The sequence below is a fragment of the Chryseobacterium sp. 14P4.3.2 genome (assembly GCF_057799275.1).
This window is the reverse complement of the sequence record NZ_JBYOKO010000015.1, coordinates 103,787-118,670: the sequence shown is the minus strand read 5'-3', so window position 1 is coordinate 118,670 and position 14,884 is coordinate 103,787. Positions and strand designations below refer to the sequence as shown.

The window sequence follows — 14,884 nt, the reverse complement described above, 5'->3', positions numbered from 1 at the left end:
GTGCAATACTTTTTGTTATTGATCCTGCTTATTCTTTGCCGTGAGTATTTTAGTCTTAATTCGGGAAAAAGGCTTTTCAATCAGAAATCTGTAGAATAGCCCCCCTGAAAAACAAGCCACCAGACAAATGATAATGCATACGTTATCTGAAGTTTGAATATCACGCTGATCCAATATTTTCTGCACAATATGAATAATTCCTTTATGAGAAAGATAAACAGCATAAGATAAAGCTGCTAACTGTGCCGTGATATAAGACTCTGACCGATATAGAAATGATGATTTGGAAACAGCAGACATTACAATAATTCCATAACTTACTGCTACCATTGTAAATCCAATTATAGATGCTCCTTTTGAAGCCTGGTCATTGCACACCCAAAATGATGTGCATAACAACAATAGTCCCAAAAAGAAAAATTGGTTTCCGTTATTATGAACGATTCTTTTAAATACTGATGAATATTGCATTAAGTAGCCAATTAATACTCCTACTCCAAGCCCATCCAGCCTGGTATGAGTGGGATAATAAATCTTCATATACCATAAACGCCAAAAATCCAGCGAACCATTTTCTGCGGGAGCAATATATTCATTCCATATGATGAATCTTGAAATCATTGAAAAAATAATTGCTGATATGATCAAAACAGTAAGGTACTTAAGTAAACCGGTTCTCGCCAGAATAAGAAGAACCACAGGAAGAGCAAGATAAAACTGTTCTTCAATACACAATGACCAAGCATGAGAGAAAGTCCCCTTATCAATGACGTTTAATCCATAGTTCTGCGTAAAAGTCACAAATTTCCATACAGAAGACAGGGCCTCCTTTTCCCTGAAAAAAGGAAATGTAAAATACAGGAAAAGCGTAAAAAAATAAGCCGGAATAATTCTAAAAAAACGCTTTATATAAAACGTTTTTAAATGAAGTTTTCCCTTTTTTTCAATTTCTTTAAATAACTGACCGGAGATCAGGAAACCGCTTAAAACAAAAAAAAGGTCAACCCCTGTCCATCCGAATTTCCCAACATTATTAATCCATAAAGGATGATTAAATGCCCTGTAATGGTACATTAATACCAATAAAATAGCGGCAGTTCTCAGGTGGTCCAATCCATAAAGTCTTTCTGAACGATCTGTTATCATATTTTTTCCTGCAAATATTGTCTATTTACATCCCATTTTCCACCTCACGATCCGGAAAGTACATGATAAGGTGCCAACTGTAAAAAAGACTGCCTGCATACATAATAATGCTGTCTGCCTTGATTTCATTACCTTTCACAGAAGTTTTATATATTGTATTCTAAGTTTTTATATTTTTGATCATCATGAAAACCGGACAAGAAACTCACATCAGACAATATCTATATTTTCAGTTATTATTCTGGCCTGCTTTATTTCTATTCGGGGTCGGAAGAACGTATGGTGAGTATAGTGACGGGAGTGTCAGGGAAATGGCAATTTATAATTTCTGCCACTGGATTTTTCAGATTATAGGGGCCAACTTTATTTACTATGTCCTTATTCGTCATTTTCTGGATCGCAAAAAGTATATTGAGTTTACGCTCTCTCTTATTGCCAGTCTGTACCTTTTTTCGGTTATCAACAGAATCTTTATTGTTCATATAGCCGAACCTTTTTTCATCAATGAACAGAAAGACAGCTTTATCAGTATTGTAACAGATATCAGGTATCTTTTATTTCATTACACATTTCCCATTATCAGCGGGGCATTTATATTTATTTCTATCATGTTTATTATCCGTTATAAAGATGAAAAAGAACGTACTATCAGATTGCTGAAAGAGAAAACTGAACTTGAATTAAAGTCGCTGAAGTCACAGCTCCATCCTCACTTTCTGTTCAACACCCTGAATAATATTTATTCACTGTCACTAAGCCATTCTGATAAAACTTCACAGTCTATCAGCCAGCTTTCCGATATTTTGGACTATATTCTGTATAAAGGTCAGAAAAAATGGGTTCCCATTTCTGACGAACTGGCGATTATTGATCATTATATAGCATTGGAAAGTCTCCGGTATCATGACGAAAGATTGAAAATAAGCAGACAGATAACACTCCATTCTTCCAATACCGTACCTCCCCTTCTTTATCTTACTCTAGTAGAAAATGCGTTTAAACACGGTGCAGGAAAAAGCTCAGAACCTACCGAAATAAAGATCGAAGTAGAAACGAATGAAAAATATTCTGTTTTTAAAATTGAAAACAATGATACCGGAACTCAGAATACCAATGAAAAAGGAATCGGACTTCAAAATATAAAAAAACAGTTGCAGCATCATTATCTGGAAAATTTTGAGTTCAATATCTCCCACAAAAACCATATTTTTAAGGTTGAAATAATCACTCCTTCACAACATGATTAACTGCATTATTGTAGACGACGAGCCACTGGCGGCATCATTACTGGAAAATCATATTTCCAAAATTGATAGTTTAAAACTGATTGGAAAAGCAACAAATGCATTGGAAGCTTATAAAGTTCTTCAAAACCAGGCAGTGGAACTTATGTTTCTGGATATTCAGATGCCTCATCTCAACGGAATCGATTTTCTAAAATCTCTACCTCAGAAACCAAGAACTATTTTCACCACCGCTTATCGTGATTTTGCAATTGAAGGTTTTGAGCTCGAAGCTGTAGATTATCTTTTGAAACCCATCACTTTTGAACGCTTCTTCAGATCGGTAGAACGTATACTGAGAAATACATCTGATGTGAAAGATGATTTTATGATCATTAAAACTGAAGGAATCCACAAGAAACTTTCTCTTTCAGAAATCGTTTATTTTGAAAGTCAGGGAAACGATGTGAAAATAGTTCTGGCTAATCAGGAAAGCATTATATCTAAAAGTAAGTTAGCGAATCTCGAAGCAGCACTTTCAGACAAGGGATTTGTAAGAGTTCACAGGTCTTTCATCATCAATACGGAGTGTGTCACCGCTTTCAGTACTCATGAAATATTTCTCGGACGATATGAAATTCCTGTCGGACGAAGTTATAAAAAAGAATATGATTCTTTTACCTCTGTTATTTTAAAGAATAAACTTCTATAAAACTGTATACAAACCATTTAACAATAAAATAATCCTGCAACCAATTTCAAGACTATTATTTTTAATATTTATTTTTAACATTTCTTAATATCACTTCTCTGTGAGTGATATTGAGATCTGTTTTTCAACGCATTACAGCGCATTAATTTTTTTAATTTTCTACGGTCATTTTCTAAAGAACATTTTACAAAAATGAAATAATCAAATGATTTACAATCCGTTGCAACAGCAGTAAAGTACATGATGTTAGCTGATACTCTCTTATAAATATTAAAAAAAAATGCTATTTTTGCCACAACGAATAAAATTGCTTTTTAGCATTTTTATTAGTAAGTTTATGTGCACCAAATTTATAAAACATTAAAATTCATTCCATGAGAAAAATAATTCTACTTATTACATGTATGTTCAGTATTTCAGTTTTCTCGCAGATTAAAGTCTTGAAAAATGAAAGTTTGGTGGAAATCGGTAAAGATAATTCTGTTGGTTTATATAAAAAGGAAGACAAATTTACTATCAATTACCAGGATCTGAATACCAGTAACCTGAATACGATCAGATCTTTTTCATTTCAAAATCTGAATGGAGATGTATCTGGACTTTATAAGCTAATTATGGATGGCTTTATATCTGTTCCTGATGAAAATATAGTCCTGGAACTTCCTAATGATATTATTGAACTTCACTACGAGAAAAACTACGGCCAGCAAACGGTACAGTTTATCCAGATCATTAATAAAAACCGAAAATATGTTGGTAAATCACAGTTTTTAAACCAAAAACAGGTTGACAAATTATTCGGAAAAACAAACGGAAAATCGGCATTGTATGATAAGCCGGCCGCCATTAATCATAATGTACCCGCCAAATCAGGCTCTAATACTTCCTCTGGTAGTAATTCAGGATCCGGTGTTGGAAATGGAAAAAAATCAAGAAAATAATTATAATTTATAAATATTACGAAACTCATTCCAGCGGATGAGTTTTTTTATTTTATTTTTGCAGAAAGACATTAAAAATTATGCCGCTTCAGATAATCAATCTAACCAAAAAATTTGGTGAACAAACTGCTCTTGACACCATCAACATATCTATTGATAAAAATGAAATCATCGGTCTTCTGGGCCCAAACGGAGCCGGAAAATCTACCCTGATGAAATCCATTGTAGGAGCGTTGAAAATTGATCAGGGAGAAATCATCTTTAACGGTTTAAATATTTCCGATCATGAGATTGAAAGCAAGAAGAAAATTGGATTTCTTCCCGAAAACAATCCATTGTATCTGGAAATGTATATAAAAGAATACCTTCAGTTTGTAGCTAATATTCACAAAATCTCAGAATCCAGAGTAGATGAGGTGATTGAACTGGTAGGAATCACTCCTGAAAAATCAAAGAAAATCGGTCAGCTTTCCAAAGGATATAAACAGCGTGTAGGATTGGCACAGGCCATTATTCATGAACCAGACCTTTTGATTCTGGATGAACCTACCAATGGGCTGGATCCCAATCAGATTATAGAAATCAGAAATGTGATCAAAGAAATTGGCCAGCAAAAAACGGTTTTATTATCTACTCACATTATGCAGGAAGTGGAAGCGCTTTGCTCAAGGGTTATTCTTATTCATCAGGGAAATATTCTTCAGGACTGCCCTATTGATGAATTTAAGGGAAGGTTTGAAAGCCTGGAAGAGGCTTTTGCAAGCTATACAGCTGGTACAAAATAAAAAGTTTTACACAGAATAACAAAGAAATGGTTTTCTATACCCTTTGTTATTCTTTTTTAATATTTTATAAAAGACCTTCGAAATCTGTTGAATCAGCGATAACCCGGAACACCTATAATCTCAATAAATTGAATATAAGTCAGTTAAAGCACTGATTTTATAATGGCTCCATATTTGATTAGCTTTCAATGTTAAACCAATAACCGATTAATATGATCAAGCATCTTTTATTAGGAACCTTCTGCTTAGCTCAGTTTTCTTTAGCATATGCCAAAGAAGTTCCGCATGATTCAACACCGGACCGTTTTATTACTTCTTCTACTTTTCAAAAAGTACCAAAGACCGTAATTATTAAAACCAAAAAGTTCAAGATACGAATTGATAAGCAGCCCAACGGAAAATACCTTTACCAGGCCTGGAATGCCAATGCCAATATCACCAGCAAACCAAGCATGATCATAGGTGACGGAGAACTGATCCCGGACGGGTCAGGAGGTAATTATTATTTCTCTTTCAGTAATGAAGGTCATACATACCAGATCTGGAGAAATTATCTGACAGATTCTGCGAAGAAAGCACCATACACATTAGTTGTAAGCGATGTTAACGATAACGAAATTGTACGTCAGGACGGATATGTGGTTAAAAAATAGAATATAATAATACCCACCAACCGTATCAAAAATCTTTCAGTAAACTGATTGTAATAAAGAATAGAATCCTGTATTGATACAGGATTTTTTTATGTTCCGGCTTGTTTTAATTCTGTAAGGAAACCACTGCCTTCATAACTTTCATCCGCAGCTTTGTAACCGATATTAAAAATCTGTTCCAAACGGTCTTTTCCCCGTTCAAAAGTTCCGTAAGTAGATAATTCCTGAGAGGAAATAAACCAGTCACAATAATCAAACTTCACTTTTTCAATCCTGTAGGAAAGAAGGTCGTAAGAACGGGAAACAATGGCTTTGATTGAGTTCAGGTCTTTAATCTTTGCATCATTGGGAGGGGAAACAAATACCCCAATCAGCTTATCACAGGTCTCTCTGATAATATCGGCAGGGAAATTATTCAGGACTCCCCCATCACAGTACATTTCATCTCCTATAATATAAGGAGTTGTGATACCGGGAATAGAGCAAGAAGCAATAATAGCATCTACAATTTCGAAATCTTTATCGAAAATCTTCTGAGTCCCCGAAACCAGTTCTGTGGCTACAATTTTCACTTCAATATCCAGATCTCCCAGTTTCATATCATGAAAAATAGGTTTTAGATAGTTTCTGAAAATGATGGAAGATACCAGCCCCGGCTGGTTAAATGCAAAATGTTTCCAGTTGAAAAAATAAACCGAATTGAAAAAATCAAGGATTTCTTCCGGAGTCTTTCCGATGGCATGAAGGCATCCTACAATAGATCCTGCACTGCAACAAGAAAGGATATCTACGGCTACTCCTTTTTCATTCAAGAATTTTAATACTCCTGCATGGGCGATTCCTTTGGTACCACCTCCTGATAAAACAAGTCCGACTTTCTCAAAATTCATAGAATAAATGTAAGAAAACAAGACGATATAATCGGATTATTTTTTCTAAATACGCTGATTTTACATTATTTTTAACATAAATAAATTTATCATTAAATATGAAGAGTGGATTTACAAGAACTAAAAAAAACCACAGGTAGAATATGTGGTTTATATGTAATTAAATTTTATCAATCTTAGCATCATATAGCTGTAGAAGATTGATACAATCTTTCTCTGTTTTTGCTGATTCAAGTTTTTCAATCAAATCAGGATAGTCCTTAAATATCTTTTTAAAAACACTTTTAGACAGGTCAGTAAAACCATAAATCTTTTTTTTACTTTTATCAATAACATGCTCTCTGATTTCAAGACCGATACTAAGAGCCGAGTTATAAAAACTTCTATACCAATTTATATTATTTCCTTCATATATTATTTCAACTAAACCTTGATCTTTTGGCAGTTTATCTGAAGAAGCATAATATTCATGATTTATATTATTCTCGTCAGTAATTTTGATGTATTTTACATCACTTGGTTGTATCCAGGTCTCATTTCCGGCATTATCACGTATTTTCATTTTGAATACAATGGTAGCAAAAGAATACTTTTTGTTTGTAAACTTACCTATATTCCTGACTTTAGCTTTTATTGTATCACTTGAGCTTTTCAGGATATATTTTACCGGAAAATATCCTTTATCTACATTTTCCTGAGAAAAACCTAGCATAAAACAAAAGAATGCGAATAAAAAGATAATTTTTTTCATAATAATATTTAAAAAAGCTCAGATAAATCTGAGCTTTCATTATTTATATTTCTTTACATTTAATTAAATGTGGATCACTTCACCATAAGCTGCTGCTGCTGCTTCCATGATGGCTTCTGAAACAGTTGGGTGCGGGTGGATAGACTTGATAATCTCATGACCTGTAGTTTCAAGTTTTCTTGCTACAACAGCCTCAGCTACCATATCCGTTACTCCTTCTCCAATCATGTGGCATCCTAACCATTCACCATATTTAGCATCGAAAATTACTTTGATAAACCCGTCTGTATTCCCGTTAGCAGTTGCTTTACCACTTGCAGAAAGAGGGAATTTACCAACTTTGATTTCGTATCCTTTTTCTTTAGCCTGCTTCTCAGTAAGACCTACAGAAGCTACTTCAGGGTGACAGTAAGTACATCCAGGGATATTGCCATAGTCGATCTTCTCAACGTGCATTCCTTTGATTTTTTCTACACAAGTAATTCCTTCAGCAGAAGCAACGTGAGCTAATGCCTGAGTAGGAATGATATCTCCGATTGCATAGTAACCCGGTGCAGAAGTTTCATACCACTCGTTTACCAGTACTCTTCCTTTATCTGTCTGAATACCTACTTCTTCCAGTCCGATGTTCTCGATGTTTGCAGCAATACCTACAGCAGATAATAACATATCAGCCTCCAGCGTGATGTTTCCGTTAGCCGTTTTCACGTTAGCTTTTACACCTTCGCCACTTGTATCAACGCTTTCTACAGACGCATTGGTCATAATTTCAATTCCTGATTTTTTCAGAGATTTTTCTAAGTGCTTAGAAACTTCCTCATCCTCTACAGGAACGATATTTGGCATAAATTCAACAACAGTTACTTTTGTTCCCATGGTATTATAGAAATCAGCAAATTCTACTCCAATAGCTCCAGAACCTACAACAATCATAGATTTTGGCTGCTCAGGAAGAGACAATGCCTGTCTGTATCCGATTACTTTTTTACCATCCTGCGGTAAGTTTGGCAATTCTCTTGAACGAGCTCCTGTAGCAATGATAATGTGGCTTCCTGAATATTCAGTTACTTTTCCTTCTTTATCTGTAACAGAAACTTTTTTACCTTTCTGTACTTTTGCAGTACCAAGAATTACGTCAATCTTATTCTTTTTCATTAAGAATTCGATTCCTTTGCTCATTTTGCTGGCAACTCCACGGCTTCTCTGGATCACATTCGGGAATTCAAAGCTTGCCTCCACTTTATTCAATCCATAATCTTCAGCATGGTTGATATAATGAAAAACCTGAGCTGATTTCAATAAAGCTTTAGTTGGAATACATCCCCAGTTCAAGCAAATTCCTCCTAAGTTTTCTTTCTCGATAATTGCGGTTTTGAAACCCAACTGTGCTGCTCTGATCGCAGTAACATATCCACCAGGACCACTTCCAATGACAATAATATCGTAATTCATTACTTTAAAAATTTTTATGCGAATTTAAGGAAAAATATTGGATGTTTTATGTTTCTGCCAACCGATCTTAAAATGCAACAACAAGGTGTTTTTATTTAATTTAAAACAAGAGAAGAGAGCACGATACGCACTCTCTTTCAATATTATTTATTTTATTTTGAAAATTCTTTAAAATTACAAATGATAAAATTGTCTTTTCTAATTTTAATACCCGCAATAATTCTGTATTATTTAGCCTTTTGAAGCAATCGTTTTTCAGTTTGATATCTGTTATTTAAAGCCTTCATCTGGTCTCTTTTCATCTGTTTGGTAGCAAGCGGATGATTAAGGATCAGTTTTTTCTCAGTATTATACTTTTTGGTAAGCTCCTGCATTTTAATATTAACCAACTCGCTCTTTGACGGGTGTGGCGGAACCGGTGGATGTTTCTGAGCAAAAACATTCGCGGATAAACCTAATAACAGTAATGTTGAAATAAATAACTTTTTCATAATGTTCATATTTTTTGAATGATTTCAATCAAATATTTATTATCAATTAAATTCATTCTGGTTTATATCTCAATGTACACATATCGTACCAATATTCATAAAAAAAGAGATCTTTCTTCCATTTACAATCTTTAAAAAAGAAATTCACAACATACAATTTTAACATTTAAAGTATTGATTATGAACTATTTTTTCATACTTTTATTACTTATTTCACCTCTATATAAGCACTCATGAAAAAAAATTTACTTACCCGAGATAAAATCTGGTTAAAAGAACCTGAAGATCATGATTTCCCGGCCGCTCTTGATTATCTTGAGCTTCTTTTTGAACCCGATCAGGCACAAAAGCTTGTTGGAAAATTAAAAAAAGTCGCTACCATCTCCAAAAAATCTAAAGATATCCTAAGAGCCAGCAGGCTCCCTTTGCTTCCAGAAACAAACATTCATGTGAAGGAAAATCTAAAAAAGGTAGAGAAAAACAAAAAGCTTTCTCCCATCTTACTGGTAAGGGGTGAGCATGACCTTATTATTGCTGATGGTTATCATCGTTTGTGCTGCAGTTATTATCTTACTGAAGATTTAGAAGTACCCTGCAGATTGATATAAAGTTTACAAATAAAAAAATATCACAGAGAGTAGATTTACACAAAACTTACGCTTTTTTATAATTTCACAATAAACCATTTAAACAAAATAAAATGAGAAAGTACATTTCAATTCTTTTATTTGGAGGTGTATTCATAAATGCACAAGTAGGTATTAATACCACTACTCCCAACAGTACACTTGCTGTCAACGGCTCATTAAGAGCAGGCTACAGTGAAGTGACCACCCCAGCCTATACGATTCAGGCAACGGATCACTACATTACCTACAATGGAGCAGCTAATGCTACATTCACCCTCCCTGTCGTCGGAACCGGGACAACAAGTTATACGGGAAGAATTTATAAGATTAAAAATATTTCTGCTTTCGGAATTACCCTTCAGGCATCCAGTGGCAATACATTAAGAATTGACAATACTCCGGTTTCATCTTTTCTGATTCCTACAGGAGCATATGCTGAGGTTGTCAACAACAGCAATACGACTGCGGGAACATGGGATTTGTCTTTTACGGTTCTTCCTAAACCGAGTAATGTAGAAATATACGGAACACAGCTTTCTATTCCGCCTCATGGGCTGGGAACTTCCCCGGTTACGGACTGGACCAACCATGCCAATGCTACTTATGATACCGGTATTGCCCCCGACAGGTGGTGGATCATCAGTAAAACCTCAGTGGACAATGCACATACAGCAGGCTATTCCAATGCCAGCAGAATGACTCTTGTTTATGAATATCAGGGGACCCCGTTTAATGTAGCCAATATGTATCCCATCCTTACTGCAGGAAATAATTCAAGTTTTCCTGATGTATTTACCGCCTCTTTTGTAAGTCTTGCCAATAACGGGGCTGCAGGAAGAACGAGGCTTACGGTGTCTGTTGCACGTATTGACTTTATAGGAAGTAATGGAGCCAATAACAGTAACTGGACAGGAACATTCCTGCTGAATGTTCTGTTAGCAAGAAAATATTAACGTCATATAAAAAATACATTTACCAAAGAGCAGATTTCTTCTGCTCTTTTTCTTTAATTAAAAACGGCGAAAACAGCACTGAGCAAATAAAACATAACGACAAGAGCAGGCAGCCTTTGGGCTATGAGCATATGAAAATGGTCTTTACTGATTTCGGTATTCTTCGAATTTTTTACAAACTTAGGGGTTCAGCAGGTTAACAAGGGCTTTATCAAAATCCAGATAAGAAAACCGGAATCCGCTCTTTATCAGTTTTTCAGGGTAAACATTACGGCTTTTTAAGAGCAGTTCTGTTTCTGTTCCCAGAAACAGGGAAGCTATTTCCAGCTGCCAAACCGGAGCATCCAGCCCAAAAGATCTTTTTAATGCTTTTCTTAATTTCTGCATCATAGATCCGTTTGATAAAGGTTCAGGAGCAGTTACATTGATAGGCCCTGAAATATGTTCATTTTGAATAATCCATTCTATCGCTTTACAGAAATCACTGATATGAATCCAGCTTACCATCTGGTCTCCTCTTCCTTGTTTTCCTCCTAAGCCCAGTTTGGTAATCATTTTCAGTTTTGGAAAAGCACCTCCGTTATTTCCAAGAACAATAGAAGTACGAAGAGCTGCTTTTCTTATGCCCTGATTTTCGGTTTTAAAAAATTCGTTCTCCCAGCTTTTGCATATATTCATTGAAAAGTCGTCTCCGATAATTCCGTTTTCTTCTGTATTCAGATGTTTTTCGGAATGTACATAAATGGTTGCTGAGCTGGCATTCATCCAGATCTTTGGCGGGTTTAAACATTCATTTACTGCTTCCTGCAAAACTTTAGTACTGTTGATTCTTGAAGAGAAAATTTCCTGTTTGTTTTTATCATGATACCGGCAATCCACAGATTTTCCGGTGAGATTGATCAGCACATCTGCATTTTCAAGGGTCTTTTTCCAATCTCCTATGGTTTCTGCATTCCAGGAGATTTCATTTTTACGCATCGGTTTTCTGGTCAGAATATATACCTGATTTCCTTTTTCTGTAAAGTATTTTTCAAGGTTTCCGCCAAGAAATCCGGTTCCTCCGGCTATGATTATTTTCATTGTTTAATAATTTGAAGGTTTGAGAATAGAAATTTCCTGTTTTACACTATATGTTTCTTTTTTTTCACCTGAATTTCAGAACCTTCTGCCAGCATTACTGAAACAGGTTCCTGACGGTTCAGACAATCAAAATCATTTCCATAGATCTTCTGAAAATCAATATCCAACTGATGGTCTTTTACGAAATAGCAATCCCATTTCGGATGGCAGACTTCATATTCTGAAGTTGTGCTTTTTGTTTTGGTAAAACCCCAGTAATGTTCTGTGATAAATTCAAATTCTGAATCTGCTTTCATTGCCTGAGCTTTCTTTTCAGCTGTGATCTGAATAGAATACCAGCTTTTATCCTTCCATGAGTATTTGATCAGCAGCTCCTCATCCTTCTCCATAATACTATTCTTCATCGGCATGGTATGATAATTTTCTTTGTATACAGAGTTTGCTACCAGACTTAATGCAGGTTTCGGAACTATTTCCTTGATAAATACCACTCCTCTTTTCCATCTTTCATTTTCTTTTTTCTTTACATAAAATCTTAGATTGACCTCTTCAAAATTCCGGTGAAAAGGAATAGGAAAGCCTAACAGTTTCGTATTCAAAAACATGAATCCCACTAAACTGACGTAGCATTTTCCTTTATAAAAATCAATCTCTGTACCTTCAGGAAGGTATTTCATTAATAATCGAGGATCAATTTCGTAATTGGCAATGGCTAATTTTCGCCATTCTGCCCGTAAAAAATTCATAATACTTGTTTTTTAGATTAAAAAATTGCTATACCCTCATGAGTAGAAGATTCTGCAATGGCTTTTATTAATTCATTTCTTTGTAACAGGAATTTTCTAAGATAATCCGTAAGAAAAAGAGCATTAAAAAGCTTTCCTATGAGTCCAAATGGAGATTCAAATTCAAAGACATCGGTCATCAGCGTTTTTCCGTTTACAGATTTAAAAATGTGCTGATGCTTGAGCGATTTAAAAGCTCCTTTCTGCATTTCATCTGTAAATTGATTGGGAGCCTCCATGCTGACAATTTTTGTAGTGAGATTCTGATACACTCCCAGATGTTTTGCTCTCCAGGTTACGCTTTCATTTTCTTCAATCAGGCCTGAGGTACGTCCGGCGATTGCTTTTTCATTTGTTTTTGCAGTTGACTGCTGATGCAGATCAATATTTCTTGCCAGATCAAAAACATAGTGAATATCTGCTTTGATAAGGGTGTTTAAATAGATTGTTGACATTTCTTTTAAAATTTTTTATCAGTTTAGGTGGCCTGGAGCCGGAATAGGGAGGTTATCAGAAATTCTTATTTCTGTCTCGGGTTAAATAAATTTCGGACAGTTTATTTATCATTGGTCTGTGTTTAAGGATTTATATAGATTATGACTTTCGATCACATAGAATAAAGCCATAAAAGGACTGTAGAAAAATGCCATTATGACAAGACACCCTGGTATTTCCATTATTTTATGATCAATTCCTATTATTTGCAGTAGGAGTACGGAAATCCACACGGGCATTATTGTCATTCCATAGATCAGAAAAAGGGGTGATATTTTTACTTTAAGATAAATTTTGATTATAAAACTGATCAGTTGAGGAATTCCTACGATAAAGTAAAACATCATCCATCCTTCCGAGCCACTCACTATAGCCCCAAGAGGTCCTATTATCAAAAAAAACAACTGAATATAAAAGTCATATTTTGCAAATGTTTTCATTATGATTGATTTTAAAAGGTAAGAAAATCGCCTCTGGTTCGTTTGTTTTTAGATCTGAAAGTAAAATACATCCAGATTTTAAATATCAAAGTTTTCATATTTGATTGGTATTTCTTTTTTCAAAGCATGTTTACGACCTTTCAGGAATAAGAACAGGTTCAAAAGCATCATCACTCCGAGATAAATTGAAAAGCCTCCTATTTTTTTACTTAAAGCTACCACCAGCCTTTCTACTGTTTCAATTTGGGCAAACTCAATAATGCATAGAGCAAAACCTATATTCAACAGATAGAATCCTATTTTAAAAAGTGAGTTTGTAGCCATAGCGATATGTTCCTTCTGATGAAAAATATCAATCATAAAGGTCTTTGAGTTTTTAAACAGAAACTGAGAAACCAAAACAGTAAGCATGATTACAAGTGGCAGGTAGATCATGTACGCAGAAAAATTGTACGTCGTAGTTAAAATTGCAGTTGTCATGATAGTATTATTTTAAGGTTATTTTTTTTCTCAAAAAGTAAAGGATGAAAATGTTCACATAATGCAATGCACAAAGAATCAATAAAATGCTTCCTATGCGTACTGCTGTTATACCTATGACCTCCTGCATCGTATTGATTTTCGTCCAGGTACTCAGGCTTGCTGCGATATAGCCCAAATTCAACAGGTAATAACCTCCCAGAAGTACCCTGTTGATCGTAAGACAAAGATTTTCATCATGAAGCAGATATTTCAGATAAGCTTTTCCTGCCTGGTAACACCTTCTTCCCACATCAATTGTGATATACGAACTGATACTGAGGAAAAGTAAATACGAAACAATATTGAACATTTTATAAATATTATATTTTCAGTAATTTTTGAAAATTAAATTCAAATAAAAAAGGATTATCATCCTATTCTATTCTTTATTTCAATAAGTTGGTAATCTTCCCTACCAACCAATGATCATCACTTTTTATCGCCAGATCCATAATATTGTTGATCTTTCCAGTGACAGAGCTGAAATCATTCATAAGCTTGATAAATTCCTTTGCTTCTTCTGAATCATTATCTTCAATATTCTTTAAGTCTTCAAGGAAAGAGATAACAGGTTCAATTTCTCTTTTTCTGCGTTCTTTGGTAATCTGTTTGAAGAGATACCATACATCTTTTTCTGCTACAAAATATTCTTTCCGATCTCCTTTTATAAATTCTTTTCTTACAATTCCCCAGTCTATCAAAGCACGAAGATTCATATTGGCATTTCCTCTTGATATCTCCAGTTGTTCCATCACCTCATCGGTAGAAAGCGGCTTGCCACTTGCCAAAAGCAGAGCATGTACCTGTGCCATTGTCCGGTTGATTCCCCAATTGGTAGCAAAGGTTCCCCAGGTCTGAATATATTTTTCTTTTGCTTCTGAAAGTTGCATTGTAGATGTCTTTTAGATTTCTGAAACAAATGTAATTATATTTTTT

At 34.8% G+C, this 14,884-nt stretch carries 19 protein-coding genes; 7 read left to right on the top strand and 12 right to left on the bottom strand.

Annotated features, from left to right (window positions below):
* Positions 1-15: 15 nt before the first annotated feature.
* A complete protein-coding gene (locus AC27VX_RS19090; RefSeq protein ID WP_488697335.1) occupies positions 16-1,146 on the bottom strand; it encodes an acyltransferase family protein in 1,131 nt (376 codons plus the stop codon).
* Between the two features lie 185 nt (positions 1,147-1,331).
* Here AC27VX_RS19090 and AC27VX_RS19085 point away from each other — a divergent pair, with 185 nt between their 5' ends.
* From AC27VX_RS19085 to AC27VX_RS19065, 5 genes are all read left to right on the top strand, one after another.
* Positions 1,332-2,393: a sensor histidine kinase gene (locus tag AC27VX_RS19085; RefSeq protein WP_300685966.1), complete on the top strand. Its 1,062-nt coding sequence runs from the start codon at positions 1,332-1,334 to the stop codon at positions 2,391-2,393.
* The gene (locus tag AC27VX_RS19080; RefSeq protein ID WP_236855202.1) at positions 2,386-3,081 is read left to right on the top strand and encodes a LytR/AlgR family response regulator transcription factor; all 696 of its coding nucleotides are present in this window, start codon (positions 2,386-2,388) and stop codon (positions 3,079-3,081) included. The genes AC27VX_RS19085 and AC27VX_RS19080 overlap by 8 nt, the downstream gene beginning before the upstream one ends.
* 374 nt (positions 3,082-3,455) lie before the next feature.
* Positions 3,456-4,022: a hypothetical protein gene (locus tag AC27VX_RS19075; protein WP_488697332.1), complete on the top strand. Its 567-nt coding sequence runs from the start codon at positions 3,456-3,458 to the stop codon at positions 4,020-4,022.
* Between the two features lie 80 nt (positions 4,023-4,102).
* A complete protein-coding gene (locus AC27VX_RS19070) occupies positions 4,103-4,807 on the top strand; it encodes an ABC transporter ATP-binding protein (RefSeq protein WP_488697330.1) in 705 nt (234 codons plus the stop codon).
* Between the two features lie 212 nt (positions 4,808-5,019).
* A complete protein-coding gene (locus AC27VX_RS19065; protein WP_236855205.1) occupies positions 5,020-5,460 on the top strand; it encodes a hypothetical protein in 441 nt (146 codons plus the stop codon).
* An 89-nt stretch (positions 5,461-5,549) separates the two neighbouring features.
* On the opposite strand, the gene AC27VX_RS19060 is transcribed toward AC27VX_RS19065, so the two are convergent.
* The 4 genes from AC27VX_RS19060 to AC27VX_RS19045 all read right to left on the bottom strand — a co-directional run bounded on the left by AC27VX_RS19060 (position 5,550) and on the right by AC27VX_RS19045 (position 9,044).
* On the bottom strand, positions 5,550-6,350 hold the full coding sequence (locus AC27VX_RS19060) for a patatin-like phospholipase family protein (RefSeq protein WP_236855206.1): 801 nt from the start codon (positions 6,348-6,350) through the stop codon (positions 5,550-5,552).
* Between the two features lie 160 nt (positions 6,351-6,510).
* Positions 6,511-7,101 carry a hypothetical protein gene (locus AC27VX_RS19055; protein WP_236855207.1) on the bottom strand — a complete coding sequence of 197 codons (591 nt, stop codon included), beginning with the start codon at positions 7,099-7,101 and terminating at the stop codon, positions 6,511-6,513.
* 63 nt (positions 7,102-7,164) lie between these two features.
* A complete protein-coding gene (gene lpdA / locus AC27VX_RS19050) occupies positions 7,165-8,553 on the bottom strand; it encodes a dihydrolipoyl dehydrogenase (protein WP_236855209.1) in 1,389 nt (462 codons plus the stop codon).
* A 227-nt stretch (positions 8,554-8,780) separates the two neighbouring features.
* The gene (locus tag AC27VX_RS19045) at positions 8,781-9,044 is read right to left on the bottom strand and encodes a hypothetical protein (protein ID WP_236855210.1); all 264 of its coding nucleotides are present in this window, start codon (positions 9,042-9,044) and stop codon (positions 8,781-8,783) included.
* A gap of 233 nt (positions 9,045-9,277) precedes the next feature.
* Here AC27VX_RS19045 and AC27VX_RS19040 point away from each other — a divergent pair, with 233 nt between their 5' ends.
* Both AC27VX_RS19040 and AC27VX_RS19035 read left to right on the top strand, forming a co-directional pair.
* Positions 9,278-9,652 (top strand): hypothetical protein, encoded by a 375-nt coding sequence (locus AC27VX_RS19040; protein ID WP_488697327.1) that lies wholly within the window; start codon positions 9,278-9,280, stop codon positions 9,650-9,652.
* 92 nt (positions 9,653-9,744) lie between these two features.
* On the top strand, positions 9,745-10,626 hold the full coding sequence (locus tag AC27VX_RS19035) for a hypothetical protein (protein ID WP_300685969.1): 882 nt from the start codon (positions 9,745-9,747) through the stop codon (positions 10,624-10,626).
* A 180-nt stretch (positions 10,627-10,806) separates the two neighbouring features.
* Here the strand turns inward: AC27VX_RS19035 and AC27VX_RS19030 are convergent, their stop codons facing one another.
* The 7 genes from AC27VX_RS19030 to AC27VX_RS19000 form a co-directional block, all read right to left on the bottom strand.
* Entirely contained in the window at positions 10,807-11,706 is a 900-nt protein-coding gene (locus AC27VX_RS19030) for a TIGR01777 family oxidoreductase (RefSeq protein ID WP_300685970.1), read from the bottom strand.
* Between the two features lie 41 nt (positions 11,707-11,747).
* Positions 11,748-12,452 carry a YqjF family protein gene (locus tag AC27VX_RS19025; protein WP_488697324.1) on the bottom strand — a complete coding sequence of 235 codons (705 nt, stop codon included), beginning with the start codon at positions 12,450-12,452 and terminating at the stop codon, positions 11,748-11,750.
* Between the two features lie 17 nt (positions 12,453-12,469).
* Positions 12,470-12,946 carry an SRPBCC family protein gene (locus tag AC27VX_RS19020; RefSeq protein ID WP_488697322.1) on the bottom strand — a complete coding sequence of 159 codons (477 nt, stop codon included), beginning with the start codon at positions 12,944-12,946 and terminating at the stop codon, positions 12,470-12,472.
* Positions 12,947-13,054: 108 nt separating this feature from the next.
* Positions 13,055-13,426 (bottom strand): hypothetical protein, encoded by a 372-nt coding sequence (locus AC27VX_RS19015; protein WP_488697320.1) that lies wholly within the window; start codon positions 13,424-13,426, stop codon positions 13,055-13,057.
* 78 nt (positions 13,427-13,504) lie between these two features.
* Entirely contained in the window at positions 13,505-13,906 is a 402-nt protein-coding gene (locus AC27VX_RS19010; protein WP_488697318.1) for a hypothetical protein, read from the bottom strand.
* Positions 13,907-13,913: 7 nt separating this feature from the next.
* Complete coding sequence (locus AC27VX_RS19005) at positions 13,914-14,258, bottom strand: hypothetical protein (protein ID WP_236855219.1); 345 nt, start codon at positions 14,256-14,258, stop codon at positions 13,914-13,916.
* A gap of 76 nt (positions 14,259-14,334) precedes the next feature.
* On the bottom strand, positions 14,335-14,838 hold the full coding sequence (locus AC27VX_RS19000; RefSeq protein WP_300685975.1) for a GbsR/MarR family transcriptional regulator: 504 nt from the start codon (positions 14,836-14,838) through the stop codon (positions 14,335-14,337).
* Positions 14,839-14,884: the final 46 nt, after the last annotated feature.